This window comes from Rhizomicrobium sp. (assembly GCA_037200985.1).
Lineage (GTDB): Bacteria > Pseudomonadota > Alphaproteobacteria > Micropepsales > Micropepsaceae > Rhizomicrobium.
The window spans coordinates 2,659,948-2,682,864 of record JBBCGJ010000001.1 but is presented as its reverse complement, the minus strand read 5'-3'; the positions used below and the strand labels follow the sequence as shown (position 1 = coordinate 2,682,864).

At 67.4% G+C, this 22,917-nt stretch carries 22 protein-coding genes; 9 read left to right on the top strand and 13 right to left on the bottom strand.

The window, feature by feature from the left end:
* Positions 1-5 precede the first annotated feature (5 nt).
* Together WDN01_13200 and WDN01_13195 are read right to left on the bottom strand one after the other, a co-directional pair.
* The gene (locus WDN01_13200; GenBank protein ID MEJ0026977.1) at positions 6-4,832 is read right to left on the bottom strand and encodes an NAD-glutamate dehydrogenase; all 4,827 of its coding nucleotides are present in this window, start codon (positions 4,830-4,832) and stop codon (positions 6-8) included.
* A gap of 104 nt (positions 4,833-4,936) precedes the next feature.
* The gene (locus WDN01_13195) at positions 4,937-5,617 is read right to left on the bottom strand and encodes a hypothetical protein (protein MEJ0026976.1); all 681 of its coding nucleotides are present in this window, start codon (positions 5,615-5,617) and stop codon (positions 4,937-4,939) included.
* A 134-nt stretch (positions 5,618-5,751) separates the two neighbouring features.
* Here WDN01_13195 and WDN01_13190 point away from each other — a divergent pair, with 134 nt between their 5' ends.
* The 3 genes from WDN01_13190 to WDN01_13180 are packed head-to-tail and all read left to right on the top strand — an operon-like array spanning position 5,752 to position 7,144.
* Positions 5,752-6,351, top strand: a complete 600-nt coding sequence (locus WDN01_13190; GenBank protein ID MEJ0026975.1) for a 3'-5' exonuclease — start codon at positions 5,752-5,754, stop codon at positions 6,349-6,351.
* Positions 6,348-6,707 carry a DUF427 domain-containing protein gene (locus WDN01_13185; protein MEJ0026974.1) on the top strand — a complete coding sequence of 120 codons (360 nt, stop codon included), beginning with the start codon at positions 6,348-6,350 and terminating at the stop codon, positions 6,705-6,707. The genes WDN01_13190 and WDN01_13185 overlap by 4 nt, the downstream gene beginning before the upstream one ends.
* Positions 6,704-7,144, top strand: coding sequence for a cupin domain-containing protein (locus WDN01_13180; protein MEJ0026973.1), 441 nt, complete (start codon positions 6,704-6,706; stop codon positions 7,142-7,144). Before WDN01_13185 ends, WDN01_13180 begins: the two co-directional genes overlap by 4 nt.
* Here WDN01_13180 and WDN01_13175 read toward each other — a convergent pair.
* On the bottom strand, positions 7,141-7,902 hold the full coding sequence (locus WDN01_13175; GenBank protein MEJ0026972.1) for a DUF4908 domain-containing protein: 762 nt from the start codon (positions 7,900-7,902) through the stop codon (positions 7,141-7,143). The genes WDN01_13180 and WDN01_13175 overlap by 4 nt on opposite strands.
* Before the next feature lie 103 nt (positions 7,903-8,005).
* Positions 8,006-8,809, bottom strand: coding sequence for a crotonase/enoyl-CoA hydratase family protein (locus WDN01_13170; GenBank protein MEJ0026971.1), 804 nt, complete (start codon positions 8,807-8,809; stop codon positions 8,006-8,008).
* A 131-nt stretch (positions 8,810-8,940) separates the two neighbouring features.
* On the opposite strand from WDN01_13170, the gene acnA reads away from it, so the two are divergent.
* Positions 8,941-11,649 (top strand): aconitate hydratase AcnA, encoded by a 2,709-nt coding sequence (gene acnA / locus WDN01_13165; protein ID MEJ0026970.1) that lies wholly within the window; start codon positions 8,941-8,943, stop codon positions 11,647-11,649.
* A gap of 6 nt (positions 11,650-11,655) precedes the next feature.
* Here acnA and WDN01_13160 read toward each other — a convergent pair whose 3' ends face one another.
* Genes WDN01_13160 through WDN01_13130 form a run of 7 tightly spaced genes read right to left on the bottom strand, consistent with a single transcriptional unit; the run spans position 11,656 to position 16,216 of the window.
* A complete protein-coding gene (locus WDN01_13160; protein MEJ0026969.1) occupies positions 11,656-12,087 on the bottom strand; it encodes a hypothetical protein in 432 nt (143 codons plus the stop codon).
* Positions 12,084-12,326 (bottom strand): type II toxin-antitoxin system prevent-host-death family antitoxin, encoded by a 243-nt coding sequence (locus tag WDN01_13155; GenBank protein MEJ0026968.1) that lies wholly within the window; start codon positions 12,324-12,326, stop codon positions 12,084-12,086. Before WDN01_13155 ends, WDN01_13160 begins: the two co-directional genes overlap by 4 nt.
* 49 nt (positions 12,327-12,375) lie before the next feature.
* The gene (locus tag WDN01_13150) at positions 12,376-12,897 is read right to left on the bottom strand and encodes a GNAT family N-acetyltransferase (GenBank protein ID MEJ0026967.1); all 522 of its coding nucleotides are present in this window, start codon (positions 12,895-12,897) and stop codon (positions 12,376-12,378) included.
* A gap of 2 nt (positions 12,898-12,899) precedes the next feature.
* On the bottom strand, positions 12,900-13,577 hold the full coding sequence (locus WDN01_13145) for a LysR family transcriptional regulator (protein ID MEJ0026966.1): 678 nt from the start codon (positions 13,575-13,577) through the stop codon (positions 12,900-12,902).
* A gap of 22 nt (positions 13,578-13,599) precedes the next feature.
* A complete protein-coding gene (locus tag WDN01_13140) occupies positions 13,600-14,397 on the bottom strand; it encodes an ABC-2 family transporter protein (protein MEJ0026965.1) in 798 nt (265 codons plus the stop codon).
* Positions 14,398-14,399: 2 nt separating this feature from the next.
* Positions 14,400-15,227: a hypothetical protein gene (locus WDN01_13135; protein MEJ0026964.1), complete on the bottom strand. Its 828-nt coding sequence runs from the start codon at positions 15,225-15,227 to the stop codon at positions 14,400-14,402.
* Positions 15,224-16,216, bottom strand: a complete 993-nt coding sequence (locus tag WDN01_13130; protein ID MEJ0026963.1) for an ABC transporter ATP-binding protein — start codon at positions 16,214-16,216, stop codon at positions 15,224-15,226. Before WDN01_13130 ends, WDN01_13135 begins: the two co-directional genes overlap by 4 nt.
* Positions 16,217-16,519: 303 nt before the next feature.
* Between WDN01_13130 and WDN01_13125 the strand changes: the two genes are divergently transcribed.
* From WDN01_13125 to WDN01_13110, 4 genes are all read left to right on the top strand, one after another.
* On the top strand, positions 16,520-17,407 hold the full coding sequence (locus WDN01_13125) for a DUF1223 domain-containing protein (protein ID MEJ0026962.1): 888 nt from the start codon (positions 16,520-16,522) through the stop codon (positions 17,405-17,407).
* Positions 17,408-17,424: 17 nt separating this feature from the next.
* Positions 17,425-17,769: a hypothetical protein gene (locus WDN01_13120; protein ID MEJ0026961.1), complete on the top strand. Its 345-nt coding sequence runs from the start codon at positions 17,425-17,427 to the stop codon at positions 17,767-17,769.
* 17 nt (positions 17,770-17,786) lie between these two features.
* Entirely contained in the window at positions 17,787-18,365 is a 579-nt protein-coding gene (locus tag WDN01_13115) for a hypothetical protein (GenBank protein MEJ0026960.1), read from the top strand.
* A gap of 414 nt (positions 18,366-18,779) precedes the next feature.
* Positions 18,780-20,483 carry a bifunctional diguanylate cyclase/phosphodiesterase gene (locus WDN01_13110; GenBank protein ID MEJ0026959.1) on the top strand — a complete coding sequence of 568 codons (1,704 nt, stop codon included), beginning with the start codon at positions 18,780-18,782 and terminating at the stop codon, positions 20,481-20,483.
* A 30-nt stretch (positions 20,484-20,513) separates the two neighbouring features.
* On the opposite strand, the gene phaR is transcribed toward WDN01_13110, so the two are convergent.
* On the bottom strand, positions 20,514-21,116 hold the full coding sequence (gene phaR, locus WDN01_13105) for a polyhydroxyalkanoate synthesis repressor PhaR (GenBank protein ID MEJ0026958.1): 603 nt from the start codon (positions 21,114-21,116) through the stop codon (positions 20,514-20,516).
* A 250-nt stretch (positions 21,117-21,366) separates the two neighbouring features.
* Between phaR and WDN01_13100 the strand changes: the two genes are divergently transcribed.
* Entirely contained in the window at positions 21,367-22,539 is a 1,173-nt protein-coding gene (locus WDN01_13100; protein ID MEJ0026957.1) for an acetyl-CoA C-acetyltransferase, read from the top strand.
* A gap of 15 nt (positions 22,540-22,554) precedes the next feature.
* On the opposite strand, the gene WDN01_13095 is transcribed toward WDN01_13100, so the two are convergent.
* Positions 22,555-22,902, bottom strand: a complete 348-nt coding sequence (locus WDN01_13095) for a hypothetical protein (protein ID MEJ0026956.1) — start codon at positions 22,900-22,902, stop codon at positions 22,555-22,557.
* Between the last annotated feature and the right edge of the window lie 15 nt (positions 22,903-22,917).

The following is a 22,917-nucleotide window of genomic DNA, read 5'->3' as shown; positions in this document are numbered from 1 at the left end:
CCGGATCAGCGCGCCGCGAGCTCGCGGATCTGGCTGTTCGCCAGGGTCAGCTTGGCGATGGAGAGATCGCCGCTGCGCTCAAGCGCGTCGAGGAAGCTCCTGGCGCGCTCCAGCGTCTCGCCGCGCGCCTGCGCCCAGGCCTTGACCGCGTCCGATCCGTCGGCGCGGCCGCCTTGCGCGGCGGCGCCTTCCAGCGCCTCGGCGGTCAGCGCGCGCTGGCCGGCGAAGAGATCGTCGACGATGCGGCGGATCGCGAGACGGTCCCAATGCTCGGTCGCGGAGATGCGGGCCGCGAGGCCGCGCAGCCGGTCGACGCCGATGATCGCCCCCATCGCGAAATAGGCGCCGGCGACGAGGTCGAGGCTGAGCGAACGGTTGCGCGCGAGCTGGGCGATCTCCGGCGCGCCGCTCATCAGCGGCAGCACGGCGACGTCCTCCGCGACGTCGAGCGGCACGCCCGCGTCGGTGAGGCGCTTGATATGGCCTTCGGTGTCGCTGGCGTCATAAGGCGAGACGAGGGTGTTGAAGGTGCCGCGCAGGCTTTCGACGCCGGCCCGGTAGAGCGCGACGGTCGAGGCGAGGTCGGCATTGGCCGGCACATTGGTGATGAACCACAGGCCCAGTCGGCGCAGGATTTCCGAGATGTCGGTGTACATCGCGGTCTGCACCGCTGCGTCGACCTTGTCGTCAAGGGCATCGATGCGGGCCTTGAGCGCGGCGAGGCCGAAGGCGCCCTCCGCCACCACGAAGGCGCGCGCGACATGGGCGCCGGGCGCGCCGGACATCTCCATCATGCGCGAGACGAAGACGGGACCGGCGAGGTTGACGAGGCGGTTGGCGAGCGCGGTCGAGATGATCTCGCGGCGCAGGCGATGCTGTTCGAGCGCGCCGGGGAATTGCTTTACCGCGGCGGGCGGGAAATAGCCCGCGAGCACGGCGGCGAAGGCCGGATCGTCGGGCAGGTCGCTCGTCACGATCTCCGCGTCGAGGTCGAGCTTGGCATAGGCGAGCAGCACGGCGAGCTCGGGCCGGGTCAGGCCCTTGGTCTCGTTCTCGAGCTTCTGCAGTTCGCTGTCGCCCGGCAGGAATTCCACCGCGCGGTCGAGCCGCCCGCGGCGTTCCAGGTCGCGCATGTAGCGGCCATGGGCGTCGAGGTCGCGCACGGCGCGGCCCTGCGCGACGGTGAGCGCCAGCGTCTGATCGTAATTGTCTTTCAGCACATGCGCCGCGACGTCGTCGGTCATCGCGTTCAGGAGCTCGTCGCGCGCCGCGGGCGTCAGCTCGCCACGCCGCTGCGGGCCGCCGAGCAGGATCTTCAGATTGACCTCATGATCGGAGGTGTCGACGCCGGCCGAATTGTCGATCGCATCGGTGTTGATGCGCCCGCCGGCGCGGGCATATTCGATACGCCCCTGCTGCGTGACGCCCAGATTGGCGCCCTCGCCGATCACCTTGGCGCGAACTTCCGCGCCGTTGACGCGCACCGCGTCGTTGGCGCGGTCGCCGGCCTCCAGATTGTTCTGGGTCGACGCCTTGATGAAGGTCCCGATGCCGCCGAAGAACAGAAGATCGATTTCAGCCTTGAGCAGCGCCTTGATCAGTTCGCCCGGCGACAGCTTGTCGACCGTCACGCTCGCGACCGCTTTCATCTGCGGCGTCAGCGGGATTTCCTTGAGCGTGCGCGCGAACACGCCGCCCCCCGGAGAGATCAGCGCCTTGTCGTAGTCGGCCCAGCTCGACCGGGCCAGGTCGAACAGCCGCTTGCGCTCGATCCAGCTCGCCTGCGGATCGGGATCCGGATCGAGGAAGATGTGGCGGTGGTCGAACGCCGCCAGCAGGCGCGTCTGCTGGCTCAGCAGCATGCCGTTGCCAAACACATCGCCCGACATGTCGCCGACGCCGACGCAGGTGAAGGGCTGAGTCTGGATGTCGCGGCCGTCGAGCTCGCGGAAGTGGCGCTTGACCGCTTCCCAGGCGCCGCGCGCGGTGATCGCCATCTTCTTGTGGTCGTAGCCATGGCTGCCGCCGCTGGCAAAGGCGTCGCCGAGCCAGAAGCCGCGCGCTTCCGCGATGCCGTTGGCGATGTCGGAGAAGGTGGCGGTGCCCTTGTCGGCCGCGACCACGAGATAGGGATCGTCGCCGTCATGGCGCACGACGTCCTTCGGCGGCACGACCGAGCCGTCGGCGTGGAGATTGTCGGTGACGTCGAGCAAGGCTTCGATCAACACCTTGTAGGCGGCGATGCCGATGGCCTGGCTCTGGTCGCGCGTCGGGTTCGCCGGCATCGTCTTGGGATAGAAGCCGCCCTTGGCGCCGACCGGCACGATCACGGCGTTCTTGACCTGCTGCGCCTTCACCAGGCCCAGGATCTCGGTGCGGAAGTCCTCGCGCCGGTCCGACCAGCGGATGCCGCCGCGCGCCACCTTGCCGAAGCGCAGATGCACGCCTTCGACCTCGGGGGCATAGACGAAGATCTCGACATGCGGGCGGGGAAGCGGCAGTTCGTCGAGCTTCTGCGAGTCGAGCTTGATCGCGACATAGGACTTAAATGCACCCGGTTCGTCGCGCTGGTAGAAATTCGTCCGGAGCACATTGTCCACGACATTGCGCAGCCGGCGGATGATGCGGTCGTCGTCCAGGCTCTGCACGTCGCCCATCGCGCCGTCGATCCGTTTGGCGACCGCCGCCGCGGCGCCGTCGCGATCTTCCGCGTTGGCCGGATCGTTCCTGGCGTGGAACAGCGCGACCAGCAAGGCCGCGAGGTCGGGATTGCGCGCCAGCGTGTGCTCGACATAGTCCTGGCTGAAGGCGAAGCCCGCCTGGCGCAGGAATTTCGCGACCGTGCGCAGGATGGTGACGTCGCGCCAGGCAAGGCCGGCGCTCAGAACCAGGCGGTTGAAGCCGTCGCTCTCGGCCCGCCCTTCGACGATGGCATGGAACGCGTCTTCCAGCGGCTGCTTGATGACGGCGAGATCGGCGGCGACCTGGTCGGCGCGCTCCATCGCGAAGTCGAGAACGCTGGCTTCGTGCGTCCAGCCGTCGCCGGTCTTGAGCGTGACGGGAAAGGAATCCTCCGCGATCACTTTCAGGCCGAGATTCTCGAAGATCGGCAGCGAGGCCGACAAAGGCATCACCTCGCCCAGGATGTAGAGCTTGAGCCGCAGCGCATCATGCGCGTCGGCGTGGCGGCGATAGACCCGCGCCTTGATCTTGAAGCCGGCCTCGAGCTTCGCGAGCCCCGCGATCTCGTCCAGGTCGTGCACCGCCTCCATCGGCGTGAAGGAGCCGCGATAGCCGGGCGAGAAATGCGCCTGTCGCTCCTGGGTCAGCCGCATGCCCTCGGTCTCGCCATGTACCGCTTCCATCGCCTGGGCGAAGCCGTCGTCCCAGGTGCGGATGGCGCCGCGAATCTGCTCCTCGAGCTGGTGGACGCTGACCCGCGGCCGCGCGCCTTCGTTGCGGTCGATGATGTAATGCACCCGCGCCAGCACGGAATCGTCGATGGTCGGCGTCGCGGAGGAGAGCCGACCGTTCAGCGCCTTGGCGAGGATCTCGTGGATGCGTTCGCGCGCATGGGTGTCGTAGCGGTCGCGCGGCACGAAGACGAGGGCGGAGACGAAGCGGTCGAAGCGGTCGAAGCGCAGGAAGACGCGGACCGTGGGGCGCTCGCCGAGCCTGAGGATGCCCTGCGCGATCGCGAACAGGTCTTCTTCCGAGATCTGGAACAGCTCGTCGCGCGGATAGGTGTCGAGGATATGGGCGAGAGCCTTGCCGTCATGGCTGGCGGGCGGCAGGCCGGCATGGGCCAGAACGTCGGCGACCTTGCGGCGCAGGAGCGGGATGTCGCTGGGCCTTCGGCTGTAGGCGCCGGAGGTGAAGAGGCCGACGAAGCGCCGCTCGCCGGTCAGCTTGCCGTCCGCCCCGAAGGTCTTCACGCCGACATAGTCCATATGGACGCGGCGATGCACCAGGCTGCGCTCGTTCGACTTGGTGATGATGAGCGGCGAGGGCTGCGTGAGGAAGGCGCGCACCTGGGGCGTCAGCGCGGCGCGGTCGGGACCGCGGCGGATGACGCGCGCGTCGGGATCGCTGAGCACGCCCAGGCCGCTATGCGCCACCGGCACCAATGCGCCGTCGCCCGCCGGATCGAAATCGTAGTCGCGCGAGCCTAGGAAGGTGAAATGGTTGTCGCCGAGCCATTCGAGGAGCGCAACGCTTTCGTCGAATTCCTCCTTTGTGACCTTGGGCGGATTGGCCTTCAGCCCGTCGATCGACTCGCGCAGGCGCGCCGTCATCGCGCGCCAGTCGCGGACCGCGACCGCAACCTGGGCGAAGGTCGCCTTGGCGCTGTGCAGGATCGCGGCGCGGCGCACCTCGTTCAGGATCGGCTCCAGCGCCAGCACGATCACGCTCACCGCCTGGCCGTTCTGCTGCACGATGGGGTGGAAGACCGCGCGCAGCCGCCCGCCGCCCGCCGTCACGTCGGCGATCAGCGAGTCGAACAGGAACGGCTTGTCGTCGTTGACCGCGACGAGGACCGTGTCGTTCTCTGCATAGTCCTTGTCCTCGTCGCGGGCGCAGAAGAGGAACACGTCGCTGCCGCCCGGCCGATGCGCCAGGGCGCGCTTGCGTACCAGGCGGGCGAGTGCGGCCAATCCTTCCGGGGCATAGCGGTTCACATCGTCGGGCGGGGCGTTGCCGAACAAGGCGTCGTAGAAGGAGCGTTCCGCCGGATCGTCCAGGAGCCTTGCGCCCGCCGCCAATCGCTCCGCCGCATCGGCCTCGTTCCGGCGCGTGACGTGGGCGGAATCGTCGGACGGGGCAAGCGACATGGAGGCCTCGGAAGCTTTCCGGCGGCGGCGCGCGGACGCTTTCTCGTTTCGGGGCGGAGACTATCCTCTCGCCCCGCGCCGGAAAACCCTTGCGATTGTGATATTTACGAGGCGGTGAGGCCGTGCGGCAGCACCGCGCCGGGCCGCGCCTCGCCGGCGCGCGCAACGAATTGCATCGCGATGGCGACCGCGGCGCAGGCCATCAGCACAAGACCCGCCGCCAGCGCGCCGCCCGCGAAAGGCCGTATGACGCAAGCCAATGACGTCAGGCCCGCGACCGGCGCAAGAAACAGAAGCAGCGCCTGCCGCTCGCGCAACAACGCGGCGACGGCAATGGCGGGTGCGGCTGCGAACAGAAGCGCGGCACCGCCGGGCGCGGCTGCGGGCAGGGCCAGGAACGCGCCGGCCCCCCATGCAAATCCCGCATAGAGAAGGCAGGCATGGATGTCCTGCGCGAAGGCGTGAAGGCCGGCGCGCTCGAAGGGCTGGCGCATGGCGTAAGCATAGGCGCGCAGCATGGCGAGAAGGCCGACCGCGAGGAGGACCGTCCACGCGACCGTCCGCGAGAGACCGGCACCTCCGCCCAGCGCCAGGGCCAGCGCGGCGAGCGCCGCGATCGCGATCGTCGCATGGAGCGAGCGCCCCAGGAGATTGGCGAGCCGCGCGGTTTCCACCGCGTCGGCATGGATTTGCGCCAGCCGGGACAAGGCGTTCGGCAACGGCGCCTCGGCTTGCGCCGGTGCGGGCGAGGCGATGTCGAAAAGCGGATTTGCGCGCGCGGCCATGGGGCCTCCGATCGGGAGACGAACAGACCCCTAAGGTCTGCCGAGGGTCTTAATAATGCATTAATTATGGTCCAGGTTTGATTCGGGTTTGCACGTATAAGTAGTCGCCACCGATTCGCGGAACGCACGCTCAAGTGTCCATCGCCGTCATCTACGACCTGGAATTCACCGCCTGGGAAGGCTCGATGCGCCACCGCTGGCTGAGGCCGGGCGAGTTCAAGGAGATCGTCCAGATCGGGGCGGTGAAGGTCGATCCCTTGAGCCTTGCGGTGCGCGAGACGTTCTCGGTTTTTGTCCGTCCACGGATCAACTCCGGCATCTCGCCCTATCTGGAAAGGCTGACCGGCATCACCTCCCAGATCCTGCGCGAGCAGGGACGCGATTTTGCCGAGGCCTATGCGGCCTTCCTCGCCTTCGCCGATGGCGGGGTGTGCGCCGCCTTCGGCCGCGACGAGCTGGTGTTCGACGAGAACATGCGTCTCTACGGGATGACGCCGCCGGCGCGGACGCCCGAGTTCCGCGACCTGCGCCCCTGGTTCCGCGCCAACGGCCTGGACACGAGCGGGCTGCATTCCTGCGATATCGGGCCGAAGCTCGGCGTGCCTTTCGAGGGACGGGCGCACAATGCGCTGGCTGACAGCCTCTCGGTCGCGGCGGGGATGAGGGTGCTCGTCGCGCGCGGCGCGCGAAGCCTGTTTGCCGAAGGCGTCGTGGCTGCTAAAACCGCGGCATGAAGCTGCCAGGCCCAGACCATCCGATCACGATCGAGCCCGCCAAGGGCCGCATCGTCGTGCGCTTCGGCGGCGAAATCGTCGCCGATACGCGCCACGCGCTCGAGCTGCGCGAGTCCACCTATCCGGCCGTGCTCTACATTCCGCGCGGCGACGCGGACATGACGCATTTCGCGCGCACCGCGCATTCGACGCATTGCCCCTACAAGGGCGATGCGAGCTATTTCGACCTCGGCGCCGGCGGCGCCCAGGCGGCCAATGCGGTGTGGAGCTACGAGACGCCCTATCCGGCGATGACCGCGATCAAGGACCATCTCGCTTTCTATCCGCAGCACGTGTCCATCGAGCGTAGTGCGTGAGCCGGACAAGCGTAAGCGAGGCCGACGATCTCATTCGCCTGCTTGAGATGCGGCCCCATCCCGAGGGCGGGCATTATCGCGAAGCCTTTCGCGACAACCGCGCCGGCGGGCGCGGCCGCGCCCATTCCACCGCGATCTATTTCCTGCTGCGCAAGGGCGAGGTCTCGCGCTGGCACCGCATCGACGCGGCGGAGGTCTGGCACTTCTATCGCGGCAGCCCGCTCGAACTGTCGATCGCGCCGCTGCGCGGCCCGGCGGTGACGCATGTGCTCGGCAACGACATCGCCAAGGGCCAGCGGCCGCAGGTCATTGTCCCCGCCCGCGGCTGGCAGAGCGCTCGATCCTCGGGCGCCTATACGCTGGTCGGCTGCACGGTCGCGCCGGGATTCGATTTCGCGACCTTCGAGCTCGCGCCGGACGGCTTCGAGCCGGGTTAGCCCGCAGTCGGCAGGTCGAACAGCCGGCCGAGCGCGCGCGCGATGCCGTGAGAAGAGGCGCGTCCCACCAGGCCGTGCGACGGCACGAAGGTCACGACCAGCGTGCGACCGCGCAGCCCGATGGTCGGCTTGCCGCCGGTCGCCATGTGCACCGTGTCCATTTTCGCGCCCAGGAGCGCGCGCGCAGCGGGGTTGGCGGTGAAGCGGTCGAGACCGCGCGCCGCGTTCTGCATCGCGTCGAAGGTGAGCGCCCGCAGGCCCGAATCCTCCGCCAGCGCCGCCCAGTCGGCCACGAAGGCTATGCGCAGGCCGCGCGCATAGGCCAGATGCGCGGACTCGTCGGCCGCCGCCTTCTGCATGTCGGCGAGCGAGAGCGGCGGCAGGCTCGGGGCCGCGCTGTTGCCTGTGCGTTCGGCGGGAAGCCCGCCGGGCTGCGCATCGGTATAGATCGTGAGCGCGCCCCAGCCGGAGACGGCGAGCGCGGTCTCGCCCGAATCGTATTTCAGCACGCGGCCGCCGAGCGAGGCATGATTGACGTACAGGACGAAGATCTCGGGATTGCCGGCGAAGCGCAGCACATAATTGTCGGCATAGGCGTTGAGCGTGAACGTCGTGCCGCTGCTCGCGGTGTAGGTGCCGGTCTGGATGTCGCCCAGCCGGTCGATCAGCATGCGGTCGCCCAGGCCTTCCTGGCCGTGGACCATGCCGACGGACGCCAGCATCGCGATCGCCGCGAACAGGATCCCACGTCTGGGCATTCGAGCCTTCTTGTCTGCAGCCGCTCACGGCGCGCCGATTCTTCGCCGGCACGACCCCCAGGGTCCTGCTAACAAGGGAATGGGGCGAATTTGGGACCGGGACCTAAAGGTCGTCGAAGCGGCCGCCGCGGCCCTTGCCGCCGGCGAAGCGCGCGGCGCCGGCGCGCGACTCGCCGGTCTGCAAGGTCGATGTGCCGAATTTGAACTCGTGCATCATCGCATGGTGATGGTCGAAGTCCCATTGGTCGTAGACCGAGGCGCGGTCGCCCTTCATGCAGATTTCCGGGAAGCGCGAGATCTCGAGCGCAAGGTCTTCCGCGGCGCGGCGGCCGTCGCCCTTCGCCACGATCCGGTTCGCGAGGCCCCAGGCATGGGCCTCCTCCGCGCCGACCGCCCGGCCGGTGAGGATCATGTCGAGCGCACGCGATTGGCCGATGAGGCGCGGCAAGCGCACCGTGCCGCCGTCGATCAGGGGCACGCCCCAGCGGCGGCAGAACACGCCGAACACCGCATCCTCCTCCGCCACGCGAAGGTCGCACCAGCAGGCGAGTTCGAGTCCGCCCGCCACCGCATGGCCCGCAATCGCCGCGATCACCGGCTTCAGGAGGCGCATGCGCGTCGGCCCCATCGGCGCGTCGCCGGAATGGGGATCGAAATGCTGGCTGGGCGCGGTCAGCCGGTTGCCGCGGCCCTCGCTCAGGCCCTTGAGATCGGCGCCGGCGCAGAACGTGCCGCCCGCGCCCCACAGCACCGCGACCTTCTGGTCGTTGTCGTGCTCGAAAGCGAGGAAGGCGTTCACGAGGGCGTCGGCGGTCGGCCGGTCGACCGCATTGCGCGCCTCAGGCCGGTCGATGATGACGGTGGTGATCTCGCCCTTGCGCTCGACCCGGACGTGCTCCGCGCCCATGATGTTTTCCCCCTCTTTATTCGCATTTTGTCACGAGGCGTCGCGGTGGGCCACCGTGACGTTGCGGGACCTTGGATTTCCGGGAAAACGGGACTAATACCGCGCCCATCCCCCTCGCGAAGGACGCTCCCGTGACCAGTCTCAACTCCTTCAAATCCCGCCGGACGATGACGGTGGGCGGCAAGACCTATGCCTATTTCAGCCTCGCCGCCGCCGAGAAGAACGGCCTTAAGGGCGCGTCCCGGCTGCCCTATTCGCTGAAGGTGCTGCTGGAGAATCTGCTGCGCTACGAGGACGGCAAGACCGTGACCGCCGACGACATCAGGGCCGTGGTCGGCTGGCTGGACAAGAAGAGCTCCGATCGCGAGATCGCCTTCCGCCCGGCGCGCGTGCTGATGCAGGACCTGACCGGCGTGCCCGCCGTGGTCGATCTGGCGGCGATGCGCGACGCGATGAAGAACCTCGGCGGCGATCCGGAGAAGATCAATCCCTTGGCCGAGGTCGACCTCGTCATCGATCACTCGGTGATGGTCGACAATTTCGGGGCGCGCGATTCGTTCAGGAAGAACGTCGTCGTCGAGTATGAGCGCAATTCGGAGCGCTATCAGTTCCTGCGCTGGGGCCAGCAGGCCTTCGCGAATTTCCGCGTCGTGCCGCCGGGCACCGGCATCTGCCACCAAGTGAACCTCGAATATCTCGCGCAGACGGTGTGGACCCGCAAGGAAAAGGACGGCGCGAAGGCCGTCGAATACGCCTTCCCCGACACGCTGGTCGGCACCGACAGCCACACCACGATGGTCAACGGCCTCTCGGTGCTGGGCTGGGGCGTCGGCGGCATCGAGGCGGAGGCCGCGATGCTCGGCCAGCCGATCTCCATGCTCATTCCCGAAGTTATCGGCTTCCGCCTGACCGGCAAGCTGCGCGAAGGCGTGACCGCGACCGACCTGGTGCTCACCGTCACCCAGATGCTGCGCAAGAAGGGCGTGGTCGGCAAGTTCGTGGAATATTACGGCCCCGGCCTCGACGACATGTCGCTCGAAGATCGCGCGACGATCGCCAACATGGCGCCGGAATACGGCGCGACCTGCGGCTTCTTCCCGGTCGATGTGGAGACGCTGCGCTATCTGAAGGCCACCGCGCGCAAGCCCGCCCGCGTCGCGCTGGTGGAGAAATACGCCAAGGCGCAGGGCCTGTTCCGCACCGCCAAGAGCGCCGATCCGGAGTTCACCGACACGCTGTCGCTCGACCTCGACACCGTCGAGCCGAGCCTCGCGGGCCCGGCGCGGCCGCAGGACCGCGTGCCGCTGGGCAGCGCGGCGCACGAATTCGCCGTCGCCCTGATGAACACCTACAAGAAGGAAGACGACGCCAACCGCCGCGCCAAGCTCGCCGGCACCGAGCATTCCATCGGCCATGGCGACGTCGTGATCGCCGCGATCACCTCCTGCACCAACACCTCGAATCCCAGCGTGATGATCGGCGCCGGCCTCGTCGCCAAAAAGGCGGTGGAGCACGGATTGAAGGTGCGCCCCTGGGTCAAGACCTCGCTGGCGCCGGGCAGCCAGATCGTGACCGATTATCTGGAGAAGGCCGGCCTCAACAAATTCCTCGACAAGCTGGGCTTCCAGCTGGTCGGTTATGGTTGCACCACCTGCATCGGCAATTCCGGCCCGCTGCCGGACAACGTGACCGAGGCGATCACCTCGGCCGACCTCGTGACCGCGGCGGTGCTTTCGGGCAACCGCAATTTCGAGGGCCGCGTGCATCCTTTGGTGCGCGCCAATTACCTGGCCTCGCCGATGCTGGTCGTCGCCTATGCGCTGGCCGGCTCGATCAATATCGACCTGACCAAGGAGCCGGTCGGCTACGACAAGGAGAACGAGCCGGTTTACCTGAAGGACATCTGGCCGAGCCCGAAGGAGATCGCGGACGCGATGCGCAAGGGCATCAAGACCTCCAGCTTCAAGTCGCGCTACGGCGACGTGTTCCTCGGCGACGCCAATTGGCGCAAGGTCAAGGCGCCCAAGACGCAGACCTATCAATGGCCGATGGCGTCGACCTATGTGAAGAACCCGCCCTTCTTCGAGGGGATGACGATCGAGCCGCAGCCGGTGAAGGACATCGAGAAGGCGCGCATCCTGGCGCTGTTCGGCGATTCCATCACCACCGACCACATCTCGCCGGCCGGCAACATCAAGACGGCGTCTCCCGCCGGCATCTATCTGCAGGAGCACCAGGTGCGGCAAGAGGACTTCAACTCCTATGGCGCGCGGCGCGGCAATTTCGAGCTGATGGAGCGCGGCACCTTCGCGAACATCCGCATCCGCAACGAGATGATGGGCGGCAAGGAGGGCGGCAACACGCTGTACTTCTCCGAAAGCGCGCCGTCGGGCGAGGCGATGTCGATCTTCGACGCGGCGGCGAAATACAAGGCCGACGGCATCGATACCGTGGTGATCGGCGGCAAGGAATATGGTACCGGCTCGTCGCGCGACTGGGCGGCCAAGGGGCCGAAGCTGCTCGGCATCCGCGCGGTGATCACCGAGAGCTTCGAGCGCATCCACCGCTCCAACCTGATCGGCATGGGGGTGGCGCCCTTCGTGTTCGCGGAAGGCAAGACGCGGCGCGACTACGCGCTCACGGGCCGCGAGGCGATCGACATCCCGGGCCTGTCGGGCGAGATCAAGCCGCAGATGAAGGTGACGGCGACGGTGCACTATCCTGACGGGCGGACGGCGGCGATGCCGCTCTTCCTGATGATCCTGACGGCGGACGAGGTGTCCTACTACAAGAACGGCGGGATATTGCAGTACGTGCTGCGCAATCTGGTGGCGGCCTGAGCCTTATTATTCGGTCCGAGAGATGAATCGCATGCGTCGTCGGTTGCGCATGTCCAATGTGCGCTGGGCTATGACCTGCATCAGGTCTGATGGGATACGTCCATAGATCGCCGTCGGTGGCTCGGCGCCGGGTATGTTGCGTAAATCCGGGCCCGGCCAGGTAAAGACATTGGCTTCCGTCAACACGACCCACGAATCTTGATTGTCCAGACCGAGCGCTTTCTTCACGGACCGCGGGAGTGCAATCGCTTCGTCTTGGTTTTGCGGCGGCGAGTGCGTGATAGCCAACGCGGCGACTTTTGATGCGCTGACGGCGACCGCCAAAACGAGGGCCGGTCTATCCTTCAGGCCTTCTTCTTGGCCGCGTTGCTGTTCGTGAGACCAAAGATAGGCATAGCGAAAGATCGTTCCGGGCGCGGGCGGCTCGGCTGGATTCACGGAATCTCGCCGCGTGCGATGGCCTCAAGCTGCGGAATGAATTCTTCCGGCAAGTCTTCGATTTTCACCACCTGCCGATCGCGCAGCTTCAGCCGCTCATATTCCTCGACCGACAGGAGTACGTTCCGCGGGCGGCCGTTCTTGGTGACGATCACCGGCTCGGACAGCGCGAGATCGCTGTAATGCGAGAATTGGCGAACCAGTTCGCCGGCCGTCGTCGTGTGTTTTGTCTTTGCCATAAACATATAATACGAGAAATACGTTAAATATGCAAATTACATATTTCTGCTATAATTCCGCTGTAATATCAAAGCCATCGCGATGTCGTCCTCGATCCTGCCGTCCGGCAATCGGACGCGCCCCTCGAACCGGCCCTCGATCTTGAAGCCCATGCGCCGATAGAGGGCGGATCGCGCCCATGTTGCCTTCGCGGGCGAAGAGTTCGATGCGGGTGATGGGCGGCACGGTTTCGCGCGCCGCCGCGATCAGTTGGGCGAAGAGCAACGAACCCAGGCCTTTGCCCTGCCAGTCGGGATGCACCGCGACGGTCAGGTCCGTCAGCACGTGCCGGAACTGGCGCGGCGTCATGCGCTGCGCGTGGATCTCGCCGATCAGTGTGCCGTCGCGGGCGAAGACCGCGCGGCCGATGCCGTCGCGCGACGCGGCTTCGAGGAATTTGCCGACATAGGCCTCGTCGATCTCGTCCGGCGCGCGGGCGAGTCCGCCGCCGCCCGCCGCCGCGCGATAGAGCGCCACGACCTTATCCGTCGCATCGGCGTTCAGGGCGGCGATGAGGAATTCGTCCGCCATGGTCAGCCCGCCCGCGACGTCGCGGCATAGGCGGCGAGGTTCTCCGCCAGACAGTCGAACAGCAGACGCATGCGCCTGGTCCCGCGCAAATCCCCATGCATCGCAAGCCACATCTCGAGCTCGAATTTCAGCGCGCCGGGAAGCAGAGGCACCAGATCGGGCTCGCGCCGGCCGATGCCCAATTGCGTCACGCCGATGCCGAAGCCGGCCCGCAGCGCCGCGAGCTGCGCCAGATCGGCATCGGTACGCAGCGCGAACATCTCGCGCGACAGGGGCAGGCCGGCCTTGCGCAGCGCCTGGATGAACGGCGTCTCCTTGTCGAAGCCGATGATGGCGTGGCCGCGCATGTCGTCCAGGCTCTTCGGCGTGCCGTGCTTTTCCAGGTAGCGGCGATGGGCGAACAGGCCGAAGCCGATGCGTCCGAGCTTCTTCGCCACCAGCGCTTCGGCGGCGCTCGCCATTGCCTGGGCGTGCGGCAGCAATTCGCGCGCCGCTTGGGTGGGAATGAGCCCGGTCTGCGAGCGGAGGAACAGCGGCAGGCCGAGATCGGCCTCGAACTGGCCGACATGCCGCCCGAGCGTCGGCTGGGTCAGCGACAGCTTGCGCGCCGCCGCCGACAGGCTCCCCTCCGTCATCACCGCGAGGAAGGAGCGGTAGGTTTCCCATTTCGGCTCGGCCATACGCAAACGTATAGCACCACGCTCAGCTTCCCGTACTCGTGTAGTGGCGGATGCCGACACCCCAGACCGCCAAGGCGAGGCCAAGGAACGCGAACCCCGTCGCCGGAGACAGCACCGCGACCCAGGCGGGCACGCCGGCATCGCGGCCGAGCACCAGCGCAACCGGGAAATAAAGCGAACAGCCGATGGGCACGAAATAGGTGAGGAATTTGCGGAACCAGGCGGCATAGATGTCGAGCGGAAACTGCGCCGCCGCCTCGCCGCCATAGGTCAGCGTGTTGGCGACTTCGAGGCCTTCCGTCGTCCAGAAGGACAGCGTGCCCTCCAGCGTCTTGAGTGCGAAGAACAGGCTGGTCCCGCCCGCGACCGACCATGTCAGCAGCAAGACGGTACCCACGCCCCAATCCGGCTTCAGCAGCCAAACCGCCACCGCCAGCGCGACCAGGCCCTGCGCGACCCGCCCGATCGAACTGAGCCAGAAATCCTGCGCCGTGATCTGCAAGGCTGTGCTGCGCGGACGCAGCAGGAGGCGGTCGAAATTTCCCGTCTTCACATAGAGCGGCCCGACGCCGTCGAAACCGCGCGACAGCCCGTCGGCCAGCGCGAAGGCGATGCTGGTGATGGCGTAGAACAGCGCGACCTGCGAAAAGCTCCAGCCGCGCACATGATGGAAGCGCTGGAACAGCACCCACACGCCGGCGAACTCGACGATGGTGACGAGGAATTGCGATGCTAGCCTGAGCAGGAATGCGGTCGGATACAGCATCTGGCCGCGCAGGCTCACGCCGACATAGCGCCAATAGATCGCAAAACCATTCATGCTCAGCTCCCCTGCATGTCGATGCGCGCCATCACGCGGTTCAGCCACCAGCGGCCCGCCAGGACGAGCAGCACGATCCACAGCGCCTGCGCGGCCAGTCCCTGCACGGCCATGGGGCCGGCGAGCGCGCCGAAATAGATGCGATAGGGGATGTCGGCGAGGCCCGCGAAGGGCTGCCACAGAAGCGGCGTTTGCGCCCAGGCGGGAAACAGCGCCAGCGGGATCACCAAGCCCGAAAAGAGATTGACGAGCCCCATCGAGAACCCGACCACGCGCTGCGTCTTCAATGCGGTGACGACGATGTTCAGCAGGACCGTGATGGCCGACGACAGAAGCGCGGTCAGCGCGATGGACAGGACGAAGAGCAGCGCCGAGACGCCGCTCGCCGGCAGGCGCCATGCCCAATCGCGCATGTCGGTCAGCGGCAGGAGGAGCGCCGCCAGGACGAACACCGGTCCGGCGCGCAGGCTCGTATTGGCGACCCGCCAGGCCAGCGCGCGGGCGAACCACAACAGATAAGTGTCGATCGGGCGCAGCCGCTCGTAACCGACATTGCCGCTTTCGACCGCGGCGGCGATCTCGGCATCGGCCGCCCAGGGCAGCATGGCGAGGAAGGCCTGGCCGAGCCAGATATAGGTCACGACCTGCGCCAGGTTGAGCGGCTGGCCGCCGCCGCTGCCGTCATAGAAGGCGACGAGGGTCATCACGCGGATGGCGCCGAACCAGAACTGCGTCGCCACGCCGGCCCAGGCGGCGGTGCGGTATTGCAGCATCAGCGAAAAGCGCGCGTGCAGGATCGAGAGATAGGGCAGGGCGGCGGCGGCGCTCATGCGTCCACCGCGCCGTGCAACGCGTAGAACAGCGCGATCACTTCCTCGATCCCCGGATCCTCGACCCGCATGTCGGCGATCTCGTGCGCCGCCGCGACGCGCGCGATCAGGACGTGCGCCGGCGTCCGCGCCGGATCGAAGGCGAATTCGACGGTGCGGCCGTCGCGGCGGCGCACCGTCGCACCCTCGACCGCGATGCCGTCCGCATCGCCCGCGAAATCCACGATCAGGCGCCGCTCGCCGAGCACATCGGTGCGCATGGAGTCGAAGCTGGAATCGCGCAACAGCCGGCCGTTGCCGATGATGATGACGCGCCGCGCCAGCGCCTCGATGTCGTGCATGTCGTGGGTGGTGAGAAGGACGGTCACGCCCTCCTCGCGGTTCAGCGTCTTCACGAAATCGCGCAGCGCCAGCTTCGACATCGCGTCGAGCCCGATGGTCGGCTCGTCGAGGAAGAGGATGCGCGGGCTGTGCAGCAGCGCGGCCGCGATCTCGCAGCGCATGCGCTGACCGAGCGAAAGCTGGCGCAGCGGCGTGTCCAGGATCGGGCCGATCTTCAGCATCTCGACCAGGCGTTCGCAGGTCGCGGCGAATTTCGCCGGCGCGACGCGGTAGATGTCGCGCAGGAGTTCGAAGCTCTCGATCACCGGCAGGTCCCACCACAATTGCGTGCGCTGGCCGAACACGACCCCGATGCGCGCGACATGGGCGATGCGGCTTTCCCACGGCATCAGGCCGCCGACGTCGCAGCGTCCCGAGGTCGGACGCAGGATGCCCGACAGGATCTTGATCGTGGTCGACTTGCCGGCGCCGTTGGGTCCGATGAAACCGAGGAGTTCGCCTTCTTCGAGCGCGAAGCTCACCGAATCGAGCGCCACGACCTCTTTGTACCGCCGCCGGAACAGGCCGCGGAAGGCGCCCACGAGCCCCGGATCGCGGGCCGCGACACGATAGATTTTGCCGAGATTCTCGACCTTTATCTGGGCCATCGTTCGCGTTCCCCCAAACGCCGTCCGCGGCGGACGGGAAATCCCGCCACCGTTTCGACACGCCAAATTGGACGTGGAACATATGGAGCGTCTTGGCCGGCGGTCAATCGCATCCGGCCGTTCCGGCCGCCGATTGCGGACCGGTGCGACGCCCGCGCCACGCCGTCGCCGATTGCGTAAGGACTGACGTATTTTCCGAAGACGTCTTGAAGCAAAAGCCATTTCGGTTCCGGGCGGCCGTGAAAAAGCCTTTCAAGTCTAAGTGACTGGAGGCGCGTCGCGTCTGATCCTATGGTCCCCGTCATGAGATCGCCGCGCCGCATCGTCGCCTTCGCTTTCGCCGTGCTGCTTTGCGCCGGCGCGGCGCAGGCCGGGCCGCGTCCGATCGTGGTGGAGCTCTATACGAGCCAGGGCTGCAGTTCCTGTCCGCCGGCGGATGTCCTGCTGGGCCGCCTCGCGCAGCGCCCGGGCGTGATCGCGATCAGCCTGCCGATCACCTATTGGGACATGCTGGGCTGGAAGGACACGCTGGCGAGCGAGGCCAATACGCGCCGGCAAAAGGCCTATGCCGCCGCCATGGGCCATGGCGGGGTCTATACGCCGCAGATCATCGTCGACGGCGTGATCGATGTGGTCGGCAGCCGCGCCGGGGCGGTCGAGGCCGCGATCGCGGACCGCCGCGCCGAACTCGCAGCGGCCCAGGCGATGGTTCTGGCGCGGGGCAATGCGGTGCGCGCGCAGGCCGCCGCCCGCGTCGAAATCGATGCCGCACGCGCGGCGGATGCGGCGCGCGCCGTGCCGGCGGCCATGCCGATGCCGGTCGTGCCGCCGATGCCGCCGGTCGAACCCGTCGTGCCGGTCTCGCTGCGCGAGACGCCGCAGGACATGCACATCGACATCGGCGCGGTGCCGGGTCCGCAGAACGCGACGGTGTGGATGTTCCAGCTGCGCTCCGCGGTGAGCGTGGCGATCCCGAGCGGCGAGAATGCGGGGCGCACCATCACCTATCGCAACGTCGCGAGCGATCCGCGCGCGGTGGGCGTCTACAGGGGCAAGGCGCTGTCGCTCACCCTGCCGAAGGCGGGCGGCGTCCCGCATGACGGCGTCGCCGTCATCGTGCAGCAGGGCGGCTATGGTCATGTGCTGGGCGCGGCCATGATCAGCCGGCCGGATTACTACGCCGAGCAATAAGCTCTAGAATCCGCGCCATGGCGCTGTTCTTCGATTCGGCCTGGTTCGATGCGCGGCTCGCTTCCGCGGGCCTGACGCGCGCGACCGTTGCTGCGGCGCTCGGCCTTACCGAAGAGCAGATCGCGGAGCTGTGGAAGGACCAGCGCGAGCTTTCGGCGAAGGATGTCCGCGTGCTGTCGGCGCTCCTCGCCGCCCCGGCGGCGGAGATCGCCGACCGCGCGGGGATATCGACGCCCGTGCCGAAGGAGGCGCCCGGCGATGCCGGCGCGTTGCGCGAACTGGGCGAGCGGCTGGCGCGCGTCGAAGACGCTCTCGCCGAGATCCGGTCGCTGATCGTCGCGCTGGTCGCCAAGCAGCCGTGATCGCGCGCGCCGCTTCTTTGCTGTTGCTTGCATCGACCCTGGCGGCGTGGCTGGTCGCGGCCGGTGCGCGGCCGCCCGCGCGGGTGCATATCCGCTTCGCGGCGATCCTGTTCGCCGCGCTGGGCGTCGCGTCGCTGGCGGCCCAGCCCGCGGCGCCGGCGATCGCGCTGCTCGTCCTGCCGATCGGCCTCAGCGTGCTCGTGCTGGGCGCCGCCGCGGCGCGGGCAAAGCCGCTGGAGCCGACGCTGGCCGCGTCGCTGCTGGCGGCGGTCAGTCTCGCCGCGCTGGCGGCGGCGGTCACGGGCATGGCGGCCTTGTCGCTCGGGCCGTCGGCGCTTGGCGCCGTCGCGATCGGCGTGCTGGGCGCCAGGAGCGGGGATCGGCTAGCCGTCGTTCAAGGTGTGGCGGCGGCGTTCTGTTTCCTCGGCGCGGCGTCGGCTTTCGCGCTGGCGGATGCGGGACCGGAACTGACGCTGTTCTGTGCCGCGGGTCTTCTCGGCCTCGCGCTGGCGCTGTCGCGCTCAGGTGCCGCGGTCGAAGAACGAACCGGGCGCGATCTGCGCGGCTTCGCGATAGGCCGCCGTCGTCCGGATTGAGTGAGGTTCGCGCCGTTCCATCAGAACCTGGCCCATGACCTGGGCGACGAAAGCGGAGTTGAGACGCGGACCGTTCCAAAGCGGCTCGCGTGCCGGTGTGCCGGATTGGGACAGCCTGCCGGGGTCGCGGCGGCGCTCGGGGATGGGGCTGCGCCGCTCTTCGGCCGGACCTTCGCTGCCCAAGGCGCTGGAATGATTGGACTCCGCCAAGCCGCGCGACGCCAATCGTGCGCGCAGAACGGGCGCGCTGATCGTCGGGCTTGATGTCGGCAAGAGGCTCATAACCGGTCCTTAAGGCAAACCCCGCGCCGCGCCCGACCGTTCCCGGCATTGCGCCGGCAATTACCAGTTTTTTAAGCCCCTGCCGCCATGATCGGGGTCCATAAGGCCGCAAAGCGGCCAGGGATGGTGGATGTGAGTCAGCCGCTTCAGAAGAAGCCAGCCGACGGTTTGGAGGCGCTAACAGCGGCCGAACAGATCGAGAGGCTGCGCTTGGCCCTTTTGGGCTCCGGCGTCGCGGGGTTCGATTGGACCGTCGCCGACGACCGCATCGTCTGGGACGGTGCGCTGGACATCGTGCCCTATCACGCCGATCCGCAGCGGCTTGCGCGCGGCACCGCCTTCATGAGCTGGCTGAGCCCGGACTCGCGCGGCCGCCTCGCCGCCCTGATCGACACGCGCACGCCGCAGGACACGCAATTCGACCTGTCGCTCGAGGCTTCTTCGGCGATGGGCTCGATCTGGCTGACCATGGTGGGCCTGCGCAGCGCGCGGCCCGACGGGCGCAGCGAAAGACTGACCGGCCTCTTGCGCGTGACCACCGAGAAGCAGCGCGAGATGCAGCGTCTGAATTATCTGGCGACGCGCGACGAGCTCACCGGCCATCTGAACCGCAATTCACTGCGCGCCGAACTCACCCAGGCGATCGACAAGGCGCGCGCCGAGGAGCGGCACTGCGCCTTCATCGTCGCCTCGATCGACCGGCTGGCGATGATCAACGACGGCTACGGCTTCGACGCCGGCGACGAGGTGATCGTCGCGGTGGGCGAGCGGCTGTCGCGCACGCTGCGCTCGAGCGACATCATCGGCCGCACCGCCGGCAACAAGTTCGGCGTCATCCTGAAGAATTGCAGCGAGCGCGAGATCGCGGTCGTGGCGGAACGGCTGCGGGCCGCGGTGCGCAACCGCGTGATCGATACCCGCTGCGGCCAGGTCTCCGCCACCACTTCGGTCGGCGCGGTGTGGCTGCCGGGCGGCGCGGCGTCGAGCCAGGAGGCGATGCTGCGGGCCGAGGAATCGCTCGACCGCGCGCGCAGCGCCGGGCGCGACGGCTTCCACTCCTACGAGAAATCGCCGCTGCGCGAGGGCGCGCGGCTGCGCCTGATGGCGATCGCCGACGAGGTCGTGGCGGCGCTGAACGACAACCGCCTCCTGCTCGCCTACCAGCCGATCATCCACGCCAAGGACCGCACCGTCTTCAAATATGAAAGCCTGCTGCGCATGCGGCGCAACGACGGCTCGCTGGCGACCGCGGGGCAGTTCGTGCCGGCGGCCGAGCAGCTCGGCATCGTCGGCCTGATCGACCGCCGCGCGCTGGAGATCGCCATCGCCACGCTGCGCGCCAATCCCGGCGTCCAGCTCGGCGTCAACGTGTCGGGCACGGCGGCCGGCAATCCGTCCTGGCTGAACAGCTTCGTCGACTATATCCGCGCCAATGCCGAGGTCGCGCCGCGCCTCAACATCGAGCTCACCGAGACGGCGGCGCTGCATCACTTCGAGGAGAACGCGCAGTTCGTCAGCCATCTGCGCGAGCTCGGCTGCACCGTGGCGATCGACGATTTCGGCGCGGGCTATACCTCGTTCCGCAATCTGCAGATGCTGCACATCGACATGGTCAAGATCGACGGCGCCTATATCAAGGGCCTGTCGGCCTCGCCGGAGAACCAGATCTTCGTACGCACGCTGGTCGGCCTGGCCAAGAGCTTCAACCTGAAGGTCGTGGCCGAGTGGGTGGAATCGGAGGAGGACGCCAAGCTGCTCGAAGCGATGGGCGTCGACTATTTCCAGGGCTTCTTCTTCGGCGAGCCGCAGATCGAACCGGCGTGGTTGAAGACGTGACTCCTACCCTCCCTCAAGGGGAGGGTGGAATCATTTCCGCTGACTCAGCTCCGCGAGCTGGCGGCGCATCGCCTCGATCTCGCTCTTGAGCTCGCTGATCTCTTCCGACGGCTTGGGCTTCGGCTCGGCGGAGCCGTTCGCCTTGGTCTCCTCCTCGGTCGCGGCGCGGCGCGTCGCGGCGAAGGGCGAGAACATCGACATGGCGCGCTCGAACATCGCCATGTTCTGGCGCGTCAGGTTCTCGATCACTTGGCCGGAGCCGCCGAACGCCTCGGCAAGGCGGTTGCGCATCGCTTCCTGGTTCTTGGCGAAGCCTTCCATGCTCATGTCGAGATAGCCCGGCACGAAGCTCTGCAAGGAATCGCCGTAGAAGCGGATGAGCTGGCGCAGGAACTTGATCGGCAACAGGCTCTGGCCCTTGGCCTCTTCCTCGAAGATGATCTGAGTCAGGACCGAGCGGGTGATGTCCTCGCCGGTGCGCGCGTCGCGCACCTCGAACTCGGTCCCCTCCTTCACCATCGACGCCAGATGATCGAGCGTGACATAGCTCGACGTCTGCGTGTTGTAGAGCCGGCGGTTTGCGTATTTCTTGATGACGACAGGCTCTTGAGCCTTGGTGCTTTCTTCCGACACGCGCTCTTCTCTTTTGTTTTGCGTTGATTTGTGGGCGTTTCGCGCCTCTGCCGGACGCTCGATGGAGGTTAAAACAACTACACGCAAATCTCCGTGTAAAGGGCCGCTTGCGCAGGCGCAACATGGGGTTGTGGATCGGCCAAGCACTAACTATCTGAAAGCATAGGGCGATTTGGCCCAGTTTACCGCTGCTCGCATTCGCGGCATTTTGCAGGGAATCCGCATCAAGGCGGATTTCCGGGAGGTTCTGGTGGAAGAAGTGGTCATCGTATCGGGCGCGCGCACGCCCGTCGGCGCGTTCAACGGCTCTTTCGCGAGCGTTCCCGCCCATGAGCTCGGCAAGGTCGCGATCAAGGCGGCGCTGGAGCGCGCCGGCGTCAAGCCGGAAGACGTCTCCGAGGTCATCCTCGGCCAGGTGCTCACCGCGGCGCAGGGCCAGAACCCGGCGCGGCAGGCTTCGATCCATGCCGGCGTGCCGGTCGAAGTCCCGGCCTGGGAAGTGAACATGGTGTGCGGCTCGGGCCTGCGCGCGGTCGCGCTCGGGGCCCAGGCCATCGCCCAGGGCGACTCGGCGATCGTCGTCGCCGGCGGCCAGGAATCGATGAGCCAGTCGGTCCACGGCGCCTATCTGCGCGCCGGCCAGAAGATGGGCAATCTCGAATTCATCGACACCATGATCAAGGACGGGCTGTGGGACGCCTTCAACGGCTACCACATGGGCGTCACGGCGGAGAACGTGGCGCGCGAATGGCAGATCACGCGCGAGCAGCAGGACCAGTTCGCCGTCGCCTCGCAGCACAAGGCGGAAGCGGCCAAGAAGGCCGGCCGCTTCAAGGACGAGATCGCGCCGGTGACGATCAAGGAACGCAAGGGCGAGAAGATCGTCGACACCGACGAATATATCCGCGACGGCGCGACGCTGGAGGCGATGGCGGCCTTGCGGCCCGCCTTCCAGAAGGACGGCACGGTCACGGCCGCCAACGCCTCGGGCATCAATGACGGCGCGGCAGCGCTGGTTCTGATGAGCGCGAGCGAAGCGAAGAAGCGTGGGCTGAAGCCGCTGGCGACGATCAAGTCCTGGGCCCAGGCCGGTGTGGATCCCAAGGTGATGGGCTCCGGGCCTATCCCCGCCTCGCGCAAGGCGCTCGAGAAGGCGGGCTGGAAGGCCTCCGATCTCGACCTGATCGAGGCGAACGAAGCCTTCGCGGCACAGGCCTGCGCGGTGAACAAGGACATGGGCTGGGACACCGCCAAGGTGAACGTGAACGGCGGCGCCATCGCCATCGGCCATCCGATCGGCGCCTCGGGCGCCCGCGTCCTCGTCACCCTGCTGCACGAGATGCAGCGCCGCGACGTGCATAAGGGCCTCGCCACGCTCTGCATCGGCGGCGGCATGGGCATCGCGATGTGCGTGGAGCGGTAGGAACGCGCGCGGCTTCTAGCGACGCGAAAGCGGAAAGAGGCGGCGCGATCCGCCGTCTCTCTTCGTCGGCGCGACCCGCTCGGCAATCGGCGCCGGCGTTGTCCCGAGGTTCACCGCAGGGCCCGGCGCGTGGCCCGCTCCATCGGTCAAATAGAAGACCAGGATCGGTTTCGCGCGACCATGGCCGACGCTCGACGCCTGCCGCGAGGCGGACACGTTCAGCGCGCCCGCGCCGGCGCCCAGCACCACCGAAAGAGCGGCAAGGCAAAGATAGCCGACACTTTTCCGCAACGGATGCGCCTTCCGATCACCACGCCGCGACCCTGCATGCGCCGGCCGCGATGCGTCCGTGATCGCCGTCACGCTGCTTGAAAATAT